The organism is Niabella hirudinis (genome assembly GCF_051201075.1).
GTDB lineage: Bacteria > Bacteroidota > Bacteroidia > Chitinophagales > Chitinophagaceae > Niabella > Niabella hirudinis.
Genome location: NZ_JBPEHJ010000001.1, coordinates 344,636 through 360,753, shown reverse-complemented (window position 1 = coordinate 360,753; position 16,118 = coordinate 344,636). Strand labels below are relative to the sequence as shown.

Here is a 16,118-nt window from a genome sequence, read left to right as displayed (position 1 = left end):
TTAAAGGGCTGTTAAAGGTTTAGTTTTCCCAAGATCTGAAATTCATTCTATAAAATTAGTTATTTTTTTAATAAAGGCTTTAATAGAATGAGAATCTAATTCAGTATCAAATAGCTGCTTTTTATGGCTATCATTAGAAGTTAATCCACCTTTAATGGCCGAGTATAAACTTTCCACATTATTTATTTCAGCCAGATATAGTCCACTTATTTGGTCAATATCTCCCGCGCACTTTGTGGAAGCTACTTTTTGATTCTGGGACATCATTTGTAACAAAACATTCGGAAATCCCTCTCTGATTGAAGAAACCACACATAGTTTAGCCCGGCGAAAATATGGGTACACATTATTTGCGTGCCCTTTAAGGATAACAGTTTCTTCGAGTTTTAATGCTTTTATTTGTGTTTCTAATTTTTGCCTTAATATTCCCTCTCCCAGTATTACTAATTTTAAAGTGGGGTAGTCGTCTGATAATTTCTTAAAAGCGGATATTAATATCGTAAATCCTTTTTCTGGAATCAAACGACCTGCGGAAACTATAAATTCACCGGTTATGTCAATTGTTTCCTGAGTCTCCTTTTTTTCCGGGTAAGTAAATGGGTTTTTGATTGTTTCAACTTTTGTTCTTTTCTTAAGGTAGGGCAGGGCTTTGAGAAGCTGCGCTCTCATGGTGTCTGTTTGGGTTATTACTAAGTCTAATTTTCTGTAGCCCAGCCAATATGCTAATCTGTATTGCAAAAGTTTAACACCCGAGTATCTGCCAAATATGGTTGTTGATTCCCTTCCAACTAATCGCTTTGTTTTTAAAATTTTAAGGTTCCTGAGGATTCCAAGCAATGCATTTAGCATCAGGTGAGAAGAAAATACAATTTCAAATTTATTTTTTTTCAGGTACGAAATAAGTTTCCCGAATTTATTGTTTATATAAATGATCTCTACATCCCTATTTAAGTTTTCCTGCCAGTATTGGGTGGTTTTCGGTTTGAAAAATATAATCTTAATTGCATTTGCCTCCTGCTCTGAATAGAATTTAGCTATTTTATACAAAACCTGCTCCGCTCCGCCTAAAGAGTCCGTTGTGGAAAATATCGCAATGTTGTTACTTTTCATGAATGTTTTTCCGTAGTAATGTTATAAATAAGGTTTCATATTTTTTTACTATAGATGCTGGCCCAAACCGCAGCCTCGCGTCTTCGCTTATTTGAGCAGCGTTCCATTCAGTTTTCAAAGCCTTTTGAATCGCTGTTTCAAATTCTGATGCGTCATTTGCTAAGAGCCCATTTGTTCCATCTATGATGATTTCCCGGGTGCCACCGGGAGCGTTGAACGCAATAACAGGAACCCCCATTGAAACGGCTTCCAGCAATGCATTGGGGAAGCCTTCTACATAAGAGCCTTGTAAAAAGAAATCTGATTCTGAAAGATATTGCTGTACCGCGGTTGTATGATGTACGATTTTAACACACTTTTTTAGATTTAATTCATCAATGAGCGCCTCGATTTTCAATATTTCCGGACCATCTCCAATCAATAGATATTCAAAACTTATTTTAATATTTTTCATAATATGAAGAAGCCTTTCATGTCCTTTTTCTTTGGATAGCCTTCCAACGGTAATAAATTTAATGGCGTTGACGGTTCTTTCCCGCCGAGAGGATGAAAATGATTCAATAGTAACCGGGTTACTAATTACCAGACTTTTGTTGATGCCTGGCCGGTACCTGTTATCGAAGTCTTTTTTCATGTCTTGCGACTGACAAATGATCGCATCTAACTGACGATATAATATTTTTTTTATAAATGAAGGTAATTGCTTCCTGTCTGAAAAATTTCCCATTACACTTCCAACACTGGCTTCCCGTCCTATAAATAGAATTTTGGGAAAGAAAAAGGAAAAGAAACCGAGTAGTAAATTTACATGAATGATAGAGCCTACGACAATGTTGGGCCTCCAGTTCCGAATGAACTGAAATATGTCTGGGATGGCATTAATAAGCCTTGGTTTTTCAAGGAATGTTACATTTATATTTTTGACGTCAAACACCTGATCTTTTCTGTGTCCCTGAATGAGTAAGGTTACATCAAAAACCTTTTTGTCCAAACGCTGGGCGATAAATGAAATAACTCTTTCTGCTCCGCCCGCTTTCAGGGATGGTAAAATAAAAAGGATTTTTATCATAAAAATTATACGGTTTTTTGATAAAAACCAAATTCCTGGTACCATTTTGATAGTACATAAACTCTCCAGATATATGAAGTGTAATCGTGTTTGCCCTCAAGATGGGCCCGATACATTTTTTTAAATTTCTTTACATTTAAATTTGGAACCTGATTAAGAAAATCATCTGATAGGTTCGCCATAAATTCCTCCTTTAATTCGTTGCGAATCCAACTGCCAATGGGTACAGCAAAACCTCTTTTGGGTTGGTTGAAAACTTCTTCGGGGATATATTCCTTTAAAATATCTTTCAGAATTTTTTTCTTGATTCCATTACCATAGCGATAGGATATTGGCAACTTCCGGGCATATTCGATGATGCGATAATCCAAAAAAGGGCTTCTTACCTCTACAGAAAATGCCATACTTGCCCGGTCTACTTTTACATTACTGTCATTTTCCAGCCACAGTTTGATATTGATATCCGCTGCTTTTTGAAATATATTTTTGGTCAGCTTAAATGCCTTTTGGTAGTGTGATAGCCACGATAAATTCCTTTTGTTGAGCAATGAATTGTGTCCAATAAAAATTCCCGCAATAAAATCATTTTCAGATTGTGTTTGCAGAATGCTTCTCAAAGAGGGGGTTCTCCCCCCCAGTATATTGCCAATTAAGGCGTATGAACCAATTTTTCGAACCCAGTATGGAATTTTTAATAACTTTTTAAAATTCCTGACCCAATCAAAATAAAGATATCCCATAAAACTTTCATCTCCACCATCGCCCGAAAGCGCCATTGTGACATACTGTTTTGTAACCTTATTTAGTAATAGGGAGGGAAGCGCGGAACTGTCTCCAAAGGGTTCGTCATATACCTCAATGAGTTTGGGTATCATTTCTAATATATGCTCCGGCTTGCAGATTGTTTCTGTATGTTCTGTTTCCAAAATTTTGGCATACCGGGCCGCTATTTTACTTTCGTCATACTTAGGGTCTTCAAACCCAATTGAAAAGGTCTTTACCTTTGTTGGCGATATTTTAGATGCAACGGCGGAAATTAAGGCTGAATCGATGCCTCCTGATAGGAAAGAGCCGAAAGGAACGTCTGCGTTCAGCCTGATTTTAACGGCATCCTTCAGTAGGTTGTGAACTTGTTCTTTTGCTTCCTCATACGGAATGCTGCTGGTGTTTACTGCACATAGATTCCAATATTCTTTAACCTGCAGAAGGCCGGATTTTAAGTCAATATATAGATTATTCCCCGGCGGCAATTTATGTACATCTTCATAAATGGTAAACGGGCTGGGGATGTAAGTACAGTCTAAATACATTGATATTGCGGCGGGGTTGATTTTCTTTCCATCTGCAATCGGTCGTAGCTGACTGCAGATTTCCAATACTCCGTTTTTCCAATAGTAAAAAAAAGGTTTTACCCCTAAACGGTCTCTCGAGCTGAAAAGTGTTTGTTTTTCAGAATCATAAATGGTAAAGGAAAACATGCCGTTTAGCCGGGGCACAATATCTTCTCCCCATTCTTTATATCCGTGTAATAGTATTTCTGTATCGCTGGTAGTTGCGAAGATATGCCCCAAATCTTCCAGCTCTTTTTTGATAGAAAGGAAGTTATAGATCTCCCCATTAAATACAATCAATAAGTGCCCGAACTTCATAGGTTGGTTGGCGCGTGCATCTAAATCAATGATGGATAGTCGAAGATGTCCCAAAATTATATTATCAAATTCATGGATGCCGGTATGGTCGGGGCCTCTGAATTTCATCAATTCCATTTTCCTTCTTGCGTCTTCTTTTTCTAACTGCTTATTTGTGATATATATTCCGCACATGTGGTTTATTGGGCGCTTAATTTAAAAAGTATCTTTAACCGGTAACAATAGAAAGATTTAGGGCAGGATCTTTACCAGCGGGTCAAGATCGTTTTTTTTGTATGTTGCCCCTTTCCCGTTGTACCATTTTGGACCAATGATCTTAATCTGGCCCTGCATGGCCTTGGTAGCCGTACTGAATTTCCGGCTATCTGCTCCAACAACACTGAATCCGCCCCGCATGGAATAGTCGGTGTGGTTGATGATGTCGATGCCAACATTTTTGACCTCCGGGCCAAAATGATTGACAAGTGATACTAAGATCCCCTTTTGATAATTATTATAGGTAAGGGCATTTTCTATTCTGATGTTATTGATAACCTCTTTATTGGTATTGGGCTCAATATCAATTCCACATTGCGGATTTGTACCGTTTGTGTTGGCTATAATTGGATTTTTGATTTTTATATTCGTCCCGCTGATGATAGAAATTCCATTTCTCCTGTTATTGTCAAAAAAGCCATAGTATATTAGTATGGAATTGTTTGTTCCGCTATCTCCGCGTACACCCAGGTAGAGGCCATCTCCCCAGCAATTATATACTTCGGGATAATATACTTCAATATTAGTTGAACTTGATATTCCCAGGCCCATTCCCCATTCGCCTCCTGTTCCTGTATGACGGTCCCGGTCTCCCTCAATGCAAGGAAAATAAAGTTTGATATTTGAAGCTTCCCATATTCTGATTATCTGGTAGCTTTGCAGTTGACTCGACTTTAAGATTAGCTTGGAATTTGTGTTAAAGACTATTAACCGATTGCTGGGTATGCTAAGCCCTCCGTCATTGACCAGAATGGAGAAATTGGGCATTAGTACTTTTTCATAATTGTTGATCCCCGTTTGAATAAACCTGGTATAATCCACGGTGCCATCCGTAACATATCCCTTTGGGAGCAGCGAAGTTATATCGATAATATCCGGATTTTGACTTAAAACGGTATTACGCAGTTGATTTTTTGCCTGTAGCGGGTGTTTTTTTACCGCTTTGTATACAAAACCCGACTGCGCACAAGCCCCATTAAAGGCCGTAATAAAAAACAGGATATAAAATAATTTATGGTAATGTTTCATTAGCTATTTTTTTATGAATTTTGAATTTGGTTGACTCAATAAAAATTTCTTTTTGCTGACGAAATCCATCCCCTTCGTGTCCAGATTGTAGGCAGCAATTTTTTGGTAATAATCCTCAAGATTGCCAATTACTTTGGCCGGATTCCCTCCCACAATCATTCCATCCTGGATGCTTTTGGTAACCACGGCCCCCGCTCCGATAATTACATTATTTCCAATGGTGACCCCAGGAAGTATTAAAGCATTATTTCCAATATAAACGTTATTGCCAACTACCGTTTTGCCGAAAAAATCAAAATTCGGGTACTTGTTTCTAAATACCCACGCGCCGCCATGTGTGAAAAATTTTACACCTGCTGTGATTTGAACATGATTTCCTATCTCGATAAGATAGGGCTCGGAGCCGAACTCCCTGGTGGCTATTGAACAGTTGTCGCCTGTTTTTACACCTAAATACGTGGCGTATTTAGCGGCGGGCCATAAATACTTTTTATACAAGAGGATTAATTTTGACAACATAAAATTAGTGATTTGAATTGGCGGCATTTACCGATTCCAGGTATAACGTTTCCCTGGGATAATACTCTTCCTTAGTGAATACGGAATAATAGGGATACCAAAGATTGTATCTGCGTGTATCCGGAGAATAATCAGAAGTGTCCTGAATATAAAAATATAATTTTGGGGTGCATATAATTAGAATGAGAGGGGCAAGCACTATCAAGCGCATATTTCTGTGCTTTTGCCGTTTCCAGATAGCGAATATAACCTCGGCAAATAATACGGACATAAATGGAACGAAATAATTTAAAAACCGATTAAAGCCGGGAATGAAAATGATGATGACTGCAAAGAAGAAATACGCCACATATAAATTTGAAAATATAGGGTTTGGGCCTGTATATTTTAAGTATCGTCTCAATAATAGATACGGGCCTATAACAAAAATCATTGAATTGACTATCACCCCGTTTATATTAGAGGTTATTTCTGAATACAATGAAAACTTTTGAAATTCAAAGTCTGATAGAAAGAAGAGGGAGATCTCATTCTGAAAATAAAATATAAAAGCCAGTAGGACTAATATAAAAATAACGCCTGGTTTATTGAATTTTATAATGGAAAAGAATGGGAAAAAGAATAATATAAACGCGGATGAATGAAACATTAACGCTACAAAACAATAAGCGGAATATTTAAGGTAGGATTTGGAACTTAAGGCCGGGTAACCCAGCAGGAAAACGCAAACTGCCAATGATTCCCTTAAAACTTCAGTATTAAAATATAAGTAAAAGAAGAAAAAATATATGGTTATTGATGTAAAAGTGTGTCTGGAGTATTTTTTTATGAACCAGAATATAACGGAATTTACAATGAGCGCATGAATCAGTTGAAACACAAAAAAATCATTGGAAATGAATTTGGATAGTGACGATAAAATTATCCAAAAAGGGTTCCAGACAACGTTACGAAATGTTTCTACGGTGAGTTTATTAAGGGGGCGAATATCTTCATCAAAATATTTCATATAGGCGAATGTATCTCCTCCCACCTTATAGCGCAACCCGGCAAGTAACACTAAAATTATGAAAACCAACTTTACCCAAAAGTTGCGAATTCTTGGATTGAAGTTTGTTTTAAAGTCAAACCGGCTACCTAGTATAAGTAATAAAATTAAAATTGTTAAATAGATCATTTTTTCTTTAAATCAAATTTTAAAGATTGGTATACCTGAAGGGCCGTTAATCCGTACAAAATTACTATTACTACACTGAAAATAAGTTTAGATAATAGGGGGAGATCGTAATACATCATAAAGATCGTAACAGCCAATGTTGGTACGAGCTTTAAAATAAAGGCTCCCATTTTAAAATTTATATAATACAATTTATTAGAAACGATCCAACTGACAAAAAATAATATCAGGTTTGTTATAACCATTGAATATACCACGCCTTTGATTTGCAAGGGTTTTATTAGGAGAAAAAGAGATGATAAATTGACGATTATTGATATGAAAAATGTCAATGTTAAATATTTTGTTTTTTCTGTAATCTTAGGACCAATATCCACGATTTCTTTGAAAATAAGGAAAGCGAAATACAAGCATAGTCCGCCTAAGTAAAACCTCGCCTCATAAAAAGGTTTTGATGAAACAAGTTTTACAATTTCAAAAGAAAAGATGCATACCAGGCAGATGACCGGGAAGAGAATGGCTGCGGCGAAATTTAAGGCGCGTCCAAATACCTGCTTATGATTTGGGTTTTGAAATTGCTTAAACATAAATGGTGACCATGCCATTATAAATGCAGTGTAGATCAATTGTATTATGCTTGCCAGTTTTAATGAAAGAGAATAAATACCAACAGATGCAATTGTAAGGTAATTTACAATAAAGAAGCGGTTCGCATAGGATAGTGTGGCGCTTCCAATCCGGGCCGGTACCTGAGGCAACGCATATTTAAGTGATTTTTTGTAAAAAGATAATTTTTTTGTAAAGGATAAATGATGACGGATGATATAGTATAAAAATGCAGCGCTTAGGAGCATTGCCGATGTGCCGGCGTAAAATACTCCCGGTAAACCCAATTTAAATACAAACAGGAATACGTATACTCCTATAAAAGTGGTTGCGACCTTCAAAAGTATAGAGAAAAGAAAAAGTCTGTTTTTCCCTTCATATCTTAAAATTATTAAACTTAAAATAGAGAAATTTGAAAGGGGTACCTGAATAGCGGCTATTTGAATCAGGGTGGAGTAAGCAGGTGAATGAAATAACGACTGTGAAATTTGATAAGAGGCAATGCAAAGGATTATACCTAATAGCAACGATATCGCTGTTACTTTTAGGAAAATAGACCCAATAAATTTTTTCTTTGCTTCTCCCTCCATTTCATAATAATATCGCTGTAGCGAGGTCTCGAGCTGCAGGATTCCCAATATGGAAACAGTGCTGATTAGTACCTGAGTCAGGTCTATAATGCCGAAATGCTCCACAGTAAATAGCCTTGTATATACCGGGAGAAGTATAAATCCCAACAATTTTTCGATTGATGTTGCTACGCCAAATGAAAAAAAAGATTTTAAAAAATCGCGCATGTGTATTTAATTCATGAAAACCGGTTGGCCCATTCTGTTATGTCGTATTTTTTTTTTACAGCCGGATCTGTTTTCCTGTACGGGCTATTGACGAAATTTGTCAGGTCATCCCAGTTGTCTTTTCCTATGATAAAGATGTTTTGCGGATCATAGAAGTCGTGCTCGGAAATCTGACGATTGTTGGTTATCAGTTTTTTTTCAAAAAAAATTGATTCCATCGGCCGTAGCGTAAGCCCCCATTGGTTTTCCTGTACGATATCTAAGATCGCTTTTGATTGAGATACTTTTTCGAGGTATTGGGAATAGTCCACTTTCGGAAATGCTCCTTTGTAGTTGGGCTTCCAGGCATCATTGTCAACAATATAGAAGTATGGGCGCAGGCCGTTTCGTTCTAAGATGTTGCCTACCTGATTAATTAAGCCCCTTCGCCCTTTTTCCAATCCAATAAATAGAACGTCAAACGCTACTGTGTTTTCGGGGAGCACAATATTATCAAAATAGAAAGTCGTATTATAGTTTATTTTGTACTGATCCGCATCCTGTTTATCAAATGTCCAGAGTTTACATTTGTACTTTTCCAGAGCGGATGGCTTGATACCGATTTTAAGCGGATCCCAATACCAATAAATAATCTTGTTGGGTGAAAAATAGGGTAACAGGTATATGAGTCCATCTATCGGGTTTGTTGAAAAAAAAATAACCTGGTCGAATTTGTCGGATTTTAATTGTGCTTGCCATTTCCTTAGCCATATTTTTCGAAAGGGAAGTTTAAACAGGAACATCCCTTTTCGAAAAAATTTCAAAAGAAAGGGGATGTCCTTAAAAACTTTAGAAACGGTAAACCCCTTAGCTTCAAAATATGGAACAAAATAATTTATTGAGTTATATATTATTAAAGTTCTGTTGGCTGGGGTCATGTCGAATTTCTTTTCAAAACGAAACAAAGAATGTAAATCCTTGTAGAGCTGATCACAGGACGCAGTCTGCCTGAGCGTCGATAACGCCTTTTACGTCATAGATCACATTATTCTCTTTTGCGAGTGTCTGAATTTCCAGCTTTGTAAACGCTGTGTGTGCTACTGTAAGAATAATTGCGTCAAATATGTTTGAATTGTTGTTGAATTTTTCAAAAATATCTTCTAGTTGCCTGTGACAAACCACGTCGTATTCATGGTTTACTTCTGATGGATCGGCCCAGGGGTCATAGGTGACTACTTCGATACCAAAGTCTTCCAACTTGCGGATTATATCTATAACTTTTGTATTTCTGACGTCTGGGCAATTTTCTTTAAAAGTAAAGCCCAGGTTTAAGACTTTTGCCCCATTTACCGGAATATTCTTTTTAACCATCGCGGTTACAAGCTGGGTAGCAACATATTCACCCATGCTATCATTTAAACGGCGACCTGCCAGGATGATTTCCGGGTGGTAGCCAAACTCCTGTGCGCGCTGAGCCAGGTAATAAGGGTCTACCCCAATACAATGACCGCCAACTAATCCGGGCTTAAACGGCAGGAAATTCCACTTGGTACCTGCGGCGGCCAGCACGTCCCGGGTATTGATGCCTATGCGGTTAAAGATCTTTGCCAGTTCGTTTACAAATGCAATATTAATATCACGTTGAGAATTCTCAATCACTTTGGCGGCCTCTGCTACTTTTATTGTGGGGGCAAGGTGGGTGCCGGCGGTGATCACTGATTGATACAGGGCGTCTACAATTTTGCCAATTTCAGGTGTGGAACCGGAAGTGACTTTCAGGATCTTTTCCACGGTATGCTCCTTATCTCCGGGATTGATCCGTTCCGGAGAGTAGCCAGCAAAAAAATCTTCATTGAATTTCAGGCCGGACGTTTTTTCGAGTACCGGTACGCATTCTTCCTCTGTTACGCCCGGGTATACGGTTGATTCATAAATAACGATATCTTGTTTTTTTAAAACTTTCCCTACTGTTTCGCTGGCTTTATACAGGGGGGTCAGATCCGGCCGGTTGTTCTTATCCACCGGGGTGGGGACTGTTACAATATAAATCGTGGCACCTTTGATGGCATCTAAGTCGTTTGAACAATAGAGGCCTGGCTCGTTCACTCCCGGCTGATTCTTTAATACGGCTTTTAATATGCTGTCTTCCACTTCAAGGGTATGATCGTGGCCTGAATTCAGCTCCTGCACCCGTTGCGGGTTGATGTCAAAACCGATTACAGGATATTTTGTGGCAAATAAACGGGCCAGCGGCAAGCCTACATATCCCAATCCAATTACTGCTATTTTGTGATTTAAAGTGACATTCATTTAGATAAATAGGTTGTGTTCTGATAATGCTGATTTGAGTTTTTCCAATACCACTGAATGGCTGACTGAAGACCCTGCCGGATCGTATGGGAAGGCAGGTAGCCTAATAGTTTTTTAGCCTTGTCAATTGAGGCCAGTGAATGTGGTATGTCTCCGTTCCGGGCAGGGCCATGCTGAATCTTGATATCGGCAATTTTGGGATCGTAGACGGACAATAATTCCTTTAAATGGGCAACGAGCTCATTGAGCGTAGTACGATCTCCCACTGCGGTATTATAGATCGTGTTGAGTGCCTCTGTGTTCTGTGTAAACAGGGCTTTTTCATTCATTTGAATTACATTGTCGATATATGTAAAGTCCCGGGAATAGTCTCCTGTGCCATTGATTGTGGGGCTTTGGTGGTTGATGAGCTGTTTTACAAACAATGGGATTACTGCAGCATAGGCGCCATTTGGATCCTGCCGGCGTCCGAATACATTAAAATACCGCAGGCCAATTGAGTGGAGTCCATATGTTTTGCTGAAAATGTCCGCATACAATTCGTTTACGTACTTGGTGACGGCGTAAGGAGATAACGGCTTACCGATTTTTTCCTCAACCTTCGGAAGCTCCTTGCTGTCGCCATAGGTTGAAGAGCTTGCTGCATATACAAAACGTTTAACACCTGCATCCCTTGCCGCTACCAGCATATTCAAAAAGCCCGATACGTTTACATCGTTGGTGGTAATCGGGTCTTTTATTGATCGCGGCACGGAGCCTAATGCCGCCTGGTGGAGTACGTATTGAACCCCGGTTACCGCCTCCTGGCAGGTTTTGAGATCCCGGATATCGCCTTCGATCAATTGAAATCCTGTGTTTTTTAAAAACGGTTCGATATTGTGCCGGTGTCCTGTGGAAAAATTATCAAGAACCCGGACTTTATAGTCCTTGCCCAAAAAATATTCTGCTAGGTTGGAGCCAATAAACCCTGCTCCACCGGTTATCAGTATCTCACGCCCATCTGTTTCCATGCTATAAAAATTAACGCTTAAATAGTTTTCTTTTCTTATTTGGTAAATATCCGTTTTCCCCGTTGTTGTCACTTTCATATCCGTACCCATACCCATATCCATACCCATATCCGTATGAGTTTTTCGGTTTGGCATCGTTTAATATGATCATCAGGTTATTTAGTTTTTTGTGAGAGTATATATCCTGCACAATGTTAAGCTGCTCCTTAAAGGTATAATTGTAACGCACCACATAGGCGCTGATATTGGCAAAGGCGCCGAGAGTAAAGGCATCGGATACCTGACCTACGGGCGGACAGTCGATCACTATATGGTCATAATTCTTTTTCAACCCTTCGATCAGTTCACTGATCCGCTCGCTGAGCAGTAGTTCCGAAGGGTTGGGAGGGATGGGGCCCGAACCGATTACATCCAGCCCTTTCAGGCCGGTAACCGGGATCACGATGTCCTGTATTAAAAGGGATTTGTCAATCACAAAATTGGAGATTCCTTTGGAGGCTCTAAGGCCCAGCCCCCTCAGCAGCTTGGGTTTGCGTAGGTCAAATTCGAGCAGCACCACTTTTTTGCCGCTGAGTACCAAGCTGGCACCCAGGTTGGTACAAAAAAAGGTTTTTCCCTCGCCGCTCATGCTGGAGGTGGTTATGATCACCTTGTCCTCCTTTCCGGATACCGCAAATTTCAGATTGCTGCGGATGAGTCGGAACATTTCGGAGATGGGGGAGCGGGTATTCTCTTTTACGACCAACTCCTCTTCAGACTGAGCATGCATGATTTCGCCCAGGATGGGGATATTGGTTCGTGAAAGAATATCTTTTTGAAGAAGTACTTTATCATTCAGCAAGTCTGCCAGGTACATGGTCACAAAGGGGATCAGTAATCCCAACAATAATGCTCCGAAGTAAATGATGCTTTTTTTGGGAGACACCGGGATCCTGCCGGACGCCGTATCATCAATGACCCGGGAATTCGATACGGTGGCCGCCAATGAAATCAGCGACTCTTCACGTTTCTGAAGCAGGTACTGGTAGATGCTTTGCTTAATGCCCTGCTCCCGCTGGATCTCAAGCAACTGGCGTTCCACGGCCGGCACCGTCTTAATCCGGGACTGGAACTGGCCGTAGTCCTGGCTTACCTGACCCTTGGTCAGGGACACACCCTTTTGCAGGTTGCGTATATTTTCGGAAATGCTTTTTCGTACATCATTAATACTTTTTTCAAGATTCTTTACGATCAGGTTTTCCGGCTCCACGGTGGCCAGGCTTTGCTGGCGCTTTAATTGCAACTCATTAAAGGTCTTGATCAGCCCATTGAGCGTAGGATCTTCGATACCGAGAGTGGAGGGGACCATGCTGTGCTCATTACCAGGCTTGCTAATATAGGACTGGATAGAACCCAGCATATTGGATTGCAATTTTGCTTCTTCCAGTTTTTGATAGAGTCCCTGGGTCTGGGTCATATACTGACTGATATCAGAGGTGACATCGGTAATGGCATTTTTTTCCTTGAAGTCGGAAACCCGCTTTTCTACGCCCGAAAGTTCACCCACCAGGGTGCGCAGGCGGTCATCGATAAATTGGATGGTATTCTTAGAGGTTACATTTTTATCATTTACGGCATCCTGGTTGTAGACTTCAATAAGTTTGTTAATAATATCTTCGGCACGTTTTGGTACAGCATCGGTTGCGGAAATCAGGATCGTACTGGTTTGTTTATCGCTTACCTCAATGCTCATATTTTTGGCGTACTCATCTGCAAATTGCGCCAGGTTACGGAACCGGAGGATGAGATCGGCGTTTGCAAGATTTTTATATCTGGGGTTGGGATAGACCCGGAAGCTGCCAAAACTTTGCTGAACCCGCTCGCCAAAGGAGAACTGCAGGACCTTATCTTTGGAATCTTCCAATGTAAACGAGTTGCGATCCTTATTTACAGAAAAATTAAAACTGCCAGTTTTATTTTTTAGCAGGCTGTCCTCATAAAGAGTATCCACTTTGATGATCAAAGGCGCTTCGTCTCCATAGGATTCAGAGGTGAGGATATTTCCTTTAACGAACTGAGCCGGCTGCAAACCAGGCAACTGCCGAAAGGCCCGCTGCAGCAGGCTCTTGCTTCTCAAAACCCGAACTTCATTGTCTACACTTTTGGTATTGTTGAAAATATCTAAATCCTGGAACATCCGCATCGCGTCTCCCGTACCGCTGCCGCCTTTTTTGTCATCTCTTACTAATAGCTCTGCACCGGTTTTGTAAACGGGGATGGTATAACGCAGGTACAGGAATGCGGCCAGCAGGCAGATCAGTACCCCCAATACAAACCAATACCAGTTGCGGGTATACCGGGTAATCTCTGCTTTTAAATTAATTTCTTTGGGTTGCTCAACAGATACTAAAGATTCTTCGTTCATTTAGAAGGATAAATGGTTAATCATAAAAAAACAAATGCCGGTACCCCTGGGTGCGCGCCCTGCTATTAACGGAGCAGGGAGGCCAGGATTACAGCAATGGCCGAAATTCCGGCAGTAGCAATGGGTACCCACCGGTAGTTGCTGGCATCGGCCTGCCGGGCTTTTAGGTCGTTTTCCGGTTGCACATATACGACATCATTTTGCTGCAAATAAAAATAGGGCGAGTTAAAAACATTTTTATCGGCAAGGTTGATGCGCTGCATCGTTCTTGTACCTTCTTTTTCACGGATCACCAAAATGTTTTCCCGGATGGCATAGGGGGTAAGATCACCCGCCATGCCCAGGGCTTCCAGCACATTCACCCGTTCATCCGGAACGTTAAAGGAGCCGGGACGGGTTACTTCGCCAATTACGGTGACCTTGTAATTCAGGAACCGGATGTTTACAATGGGATCCTTAGCTGTTTTTGCAACGGCGGCGGTTATCTGATCCTGCGCTTCCCTGCGCGTAAGGCCGGCAACGGCGGTTTTCCCAAGAACCGGCAGGTTCACCAGGCCATTTTCATCAACCAGGAAGCCGTTGCGCGTAAGATCGGTTGCGCCGGCGGCATTAATGGTGGTACCTGTAACGGTAGAAGAGGGCTGAATGGCAACCTGCGGTTGGGGAACGGCTCCTGTACTAAAGAGCTGGTTATATTCGGGACTTAAGGTGGTAATGTTGATGCCAAGGATATCTCCTTTTTCGATTTTTGCACTCATCTTGTTTACAATCTGAGCCGTATCGCCTCCCGGCGGTAAATTATTAAAATACACAAGATTCCGGCTTGTACGGCAGGATGTTGCTGCTAATACAACTGATAACGAGAGGACTACACACAGGCTTCCCCGTGTTTTAGAGAGGGCTTCTCCAAGTATTTTCATAAATGATTTGAGGTTTCGAGCGTTGATAGTTTGCAAAGATAACATAGCAAGTTTAAGAAACGAAATGTTTTATTTATATCCTTTTACACATACGTATTAACAAGATGTCAAAAATCGCCGGGAATGTTTTTGGCTAAAATCTCCGGTTATCCTTGAGAAATTCTTAATTTCGATGCGTATCAAGAAGAAAAAATTATGCCACAAGACCAGGTTAGACAATTTTTAGATTTTGAAAAGCCGATAAAAGACCTTTTGGATGAGATTGAATTAACAAAAGACCGTACCGAAAAGACAAAGATCGATCTCTCCGACCAGGTGCTTCAACTGGAACAAAAAGTGGCCGAGACGCGTAAAAGTATCACCCGTAATCTTACTGATTGGCAACGGGTTCAGTTGAGCCGGCACCCGGACCGCCCCTATACCCATAAGTATATTGAACTGATGACCGAAAACTACGTGGAGCTTTATGGCGACCGTAATATTAAGGACGATAAAGCAATGGTAGGCGGATTTGCTACGCTTGAAGGTCAAACGGTTATGATCATCGGACAGCAAAAAGGGTCCAATACGAAGAAACGTCAGTTGCGTAATTTCGGGATGGCCAATCCGGAGGGATACCGCAAGGCCCTGCGCCTGATGAAGCTGGCAGAAAAATTTAACAAACCGGTAATCACGCTTATTGATACGCCGGGCGCTTTTCCGGGACTGGAAGCCGAAGAACGCGGTCAGGGCGAAGCGATTGCCCGGAATATTTATGAAATGATGCGCCTGAAAGTGCCCGTGATCTGCGTGATCATCGGTGAGGGCGCCAGTGGCGGGGCCCTTGGTATTGGCGTGGGCGATCGCGTTTTTATGATGGAAAATACCTGGTATACCGTTATCTCTCCCGAAAATTGCTCCACGATACTCTGGCGGAGCTGGGATTATAAAGTTAAAGCCGCAGAACAACTGAAACTGACTTCTTCCAAAATGAAGGCGTTTGGCCTCATTGATGGCATCGTTCCCGAGCCGGATGGCGGCGCCCACTGGGATTACGCCGTTGCCGCCCGCAATCTGAAACAGCAATTGGTGGCTTCGCTGAAAGAACTGACTCCAAAAGATCCACAGCAGCGTATTAATGAACGCATCGAGAAATTTTCGAAGATGGGCTTTTGGGAGGAATACAAATAGGGAATGGTTAATAGTCAATAGTCAATAGTGAATAGGTAATGGGGTGGGGATAGCTGATGAAGCCTGGCCCAGGCATCCCAAGTCTTACCCGGGTAGCTATCGGGGCTCAAGTAT

At 40.9% G+C, this 16,118-nt stretch carries 13 protein-coding genes; 1 reads left to right on the top strand and 12 read right to left on the bottom strand.

Annotation, left to right across the window (positions count from 1 at the left end; all coding sequences use genetic code 11):
- Nucleotides 1-42: 42 nt before the first annotated feature.
- The 12 genes from GGU45_RS01245 to GGU45_RS01190 all read right to left on the bottom strand — a co-directional run bounded on the left by GGU45_RS01245 (nucleotide 43) and on the right by GGU45_RS01190 (nucleotide 14,834).
- Nucleotides 43-1,110: a glycosyltransferase gene (locus GGU45_RS01245; RefSeq protein ID WP_435221294.1), complete on the bottom strand. Its 1,068-nt coding sequence runs from the start codon at nucleotides 1,108-1,110 to the stop codon at nucleotides 43-45.
- The gene (locus GGU45_RS01240; protein ID WP_435221292.1) at nucleotides 1,100-2,179 is read right to left on the bottom strand and encodes a glycosyltransferase; all 1,080 of its coding nucleotides are present in this window, start codon (nucleotides 2,177-2,179) and stop codon (nucleotides 1,100-1,102) included. Before GGU45_RS01240 ends, GGU45_RS01245 begins: the two co-directional genes overlap by 11 nt.
- A 5-nt stretch (nucleotides 2,180-2,184) precedes the next feature.
- The gene (gene asnB / locus GGU45_RS01235) at nucleotides 2,185-4,002 is read right to left on the bottom strand and encodes an asparagine synthase (glutamine-hydrolyzing) (protein ID WP_435221290.1); all 1,818 of its coding nucleotides are present in this window, start codon (nucleotides 4,000-4,002) and stop codon (nucleotides 2,185-2,187) included.
- Nucleotides 4,003-4,059: 57 nt separating this feature from the next.
- Complete coding sequence (locus GGU45_RS01230; RefSeq protein ID WP_435221288.1) at nucleotides 4,060-5,112, bottom strand: right-handed parallel beta-helix repeat-containing protein; 1,053 nt, start codon at nucleotides 5,110-5,112, stop codon at nucleotides 4,060-4,062.
- Nucleotides 5,113-5,115: 3 nt separating this feature from the next.
- Nucleotides 5,116-5,610 carry an acyltransferase gene (locus GGU45_RS01225; RefSeq protein WP_435221286.1) on the bottom strand — a complete coding sequence of 165 codons (495 nt, stop codon included), beginning with the start codon at nucleotides 5,608-5,610 and terminating at the stop codon, nucleotides 5,116-5,118.
- Nucleotides 5,611-5,635: 25 nt separating this feature from the next.
- Entirely contained in the window at nucleotides 5,636-6,808 is a 1,173-nt protein-coding gene (locus tag GGU45_RS01220) for an EpsG family protein (RefSeq protein WP_435221284.1), read from the bottom strand.
- On the bottom strand, nucleotides 6,805-8,211 hold the full coding sequence (locus GGU45_RS01215; protein ID WP_435221282.1) for a lipopolysaccharide biosynthesis protein: 1,407 nt from the start codon (nucleotides 8,209-8,211) through the stop codon (nucleotides 6,805-6,807). Before GGU45_RS01215 ends, GGU45_RS01220 begins: the two co-directional genes overlap by 4 nt.
- A gap of 11 nt (nucleotides 8,212-8,222) precedes the next feature.
- Nucleotides 8,223-9,128: a WaaS/CpsH family glycosyltransferase gene (locus tag GGU45_RS01210; RefSeq protein WP_492226442.1), complete on the bottom strand. Its 906-nt coding sequence runs from the start codon at nucleotides 9,126-9,128 to the stop codon at nucleotides 8,223-8,225.
- A gap of 52 nt (nucleotides 9,129-9,180) precedes the next feature.
- Nucleotides 9,181-10,500, bottom strand: a complete 1,320-nt coding sequence (locus tag GGU45_RS01205; RefSeq protein ID WP_435221278.1) for a nucleotide sugar dehydrogenase — start codon at nucleotides 10,498-10,500, stop codon at nucleotides 9,181-9,183.
- The gene (locus GGU45_RS01200) at nucleotides 10,497-11,510 is read right to left on the bottom strand and encodes an SDR family oxidoreductase (protein WP_435221277.1); all 1,014 of its coding nucleotides are present in this window, start codon (nucleotides 11,508-11,510) and stop codon (nucleotides 10,497-10,499) included. The genes GGU45_RS01205 and GGU45_RS01200 overlap by 4 nt, the downstream gene beginning before the upstream one ends.
- Nucleotides 11,511-11,520: 10 nt before the next feature.
- The gene (locus GGU45_RS01195) at nucleotides 11,521-13,914 is read right to left on the bottom strand and encodes a GumC family protein (RefSeq protein ID WP_435221275.1); all 2,394 of its coding nucleotides are present in this window, start codon (nucleotides 13,912-13,914) and stop codon (nucleotides 11,521-11,523) included.
- 65 nt (nucleotides 13,915-13,979) lie between these two features.
- Nucleotides 13,980-14,834 carry a polysaccharide biosynthesis/export family protein gene (locus tag GGU45_RS01190; protein ID WP_435221273.1) on the bottom strand — a complete coding sequence of 285 codons (855 nt, stop codon included), beginning with the start codon at nucleotides 14,832-14,834 and terminating at the stop codon, nucleotides 13,980-13,982.
- Nucleotides 14,835-15,029: 195 nt separating this feature from the next.
- Here GGU45_RS01190 and GGU45_RS01185 point away from each other — a divergent pair, with 195 nt between their 5' ends.
- Nucleotides 15,030-16,004, top strand: coding sequence for an acetyl-CoA carboxylase carboxyltransferase subunit alpha (locus GGU45_RS01185; protein ID WP_435221271.1), 975 nt, complete (start codon nucleotides 15,030-15,032; stop codon nucleotides 16,002-16,004).
- Nucleotides 16,005-16,118: the final 114 nt, after the last annotated feature.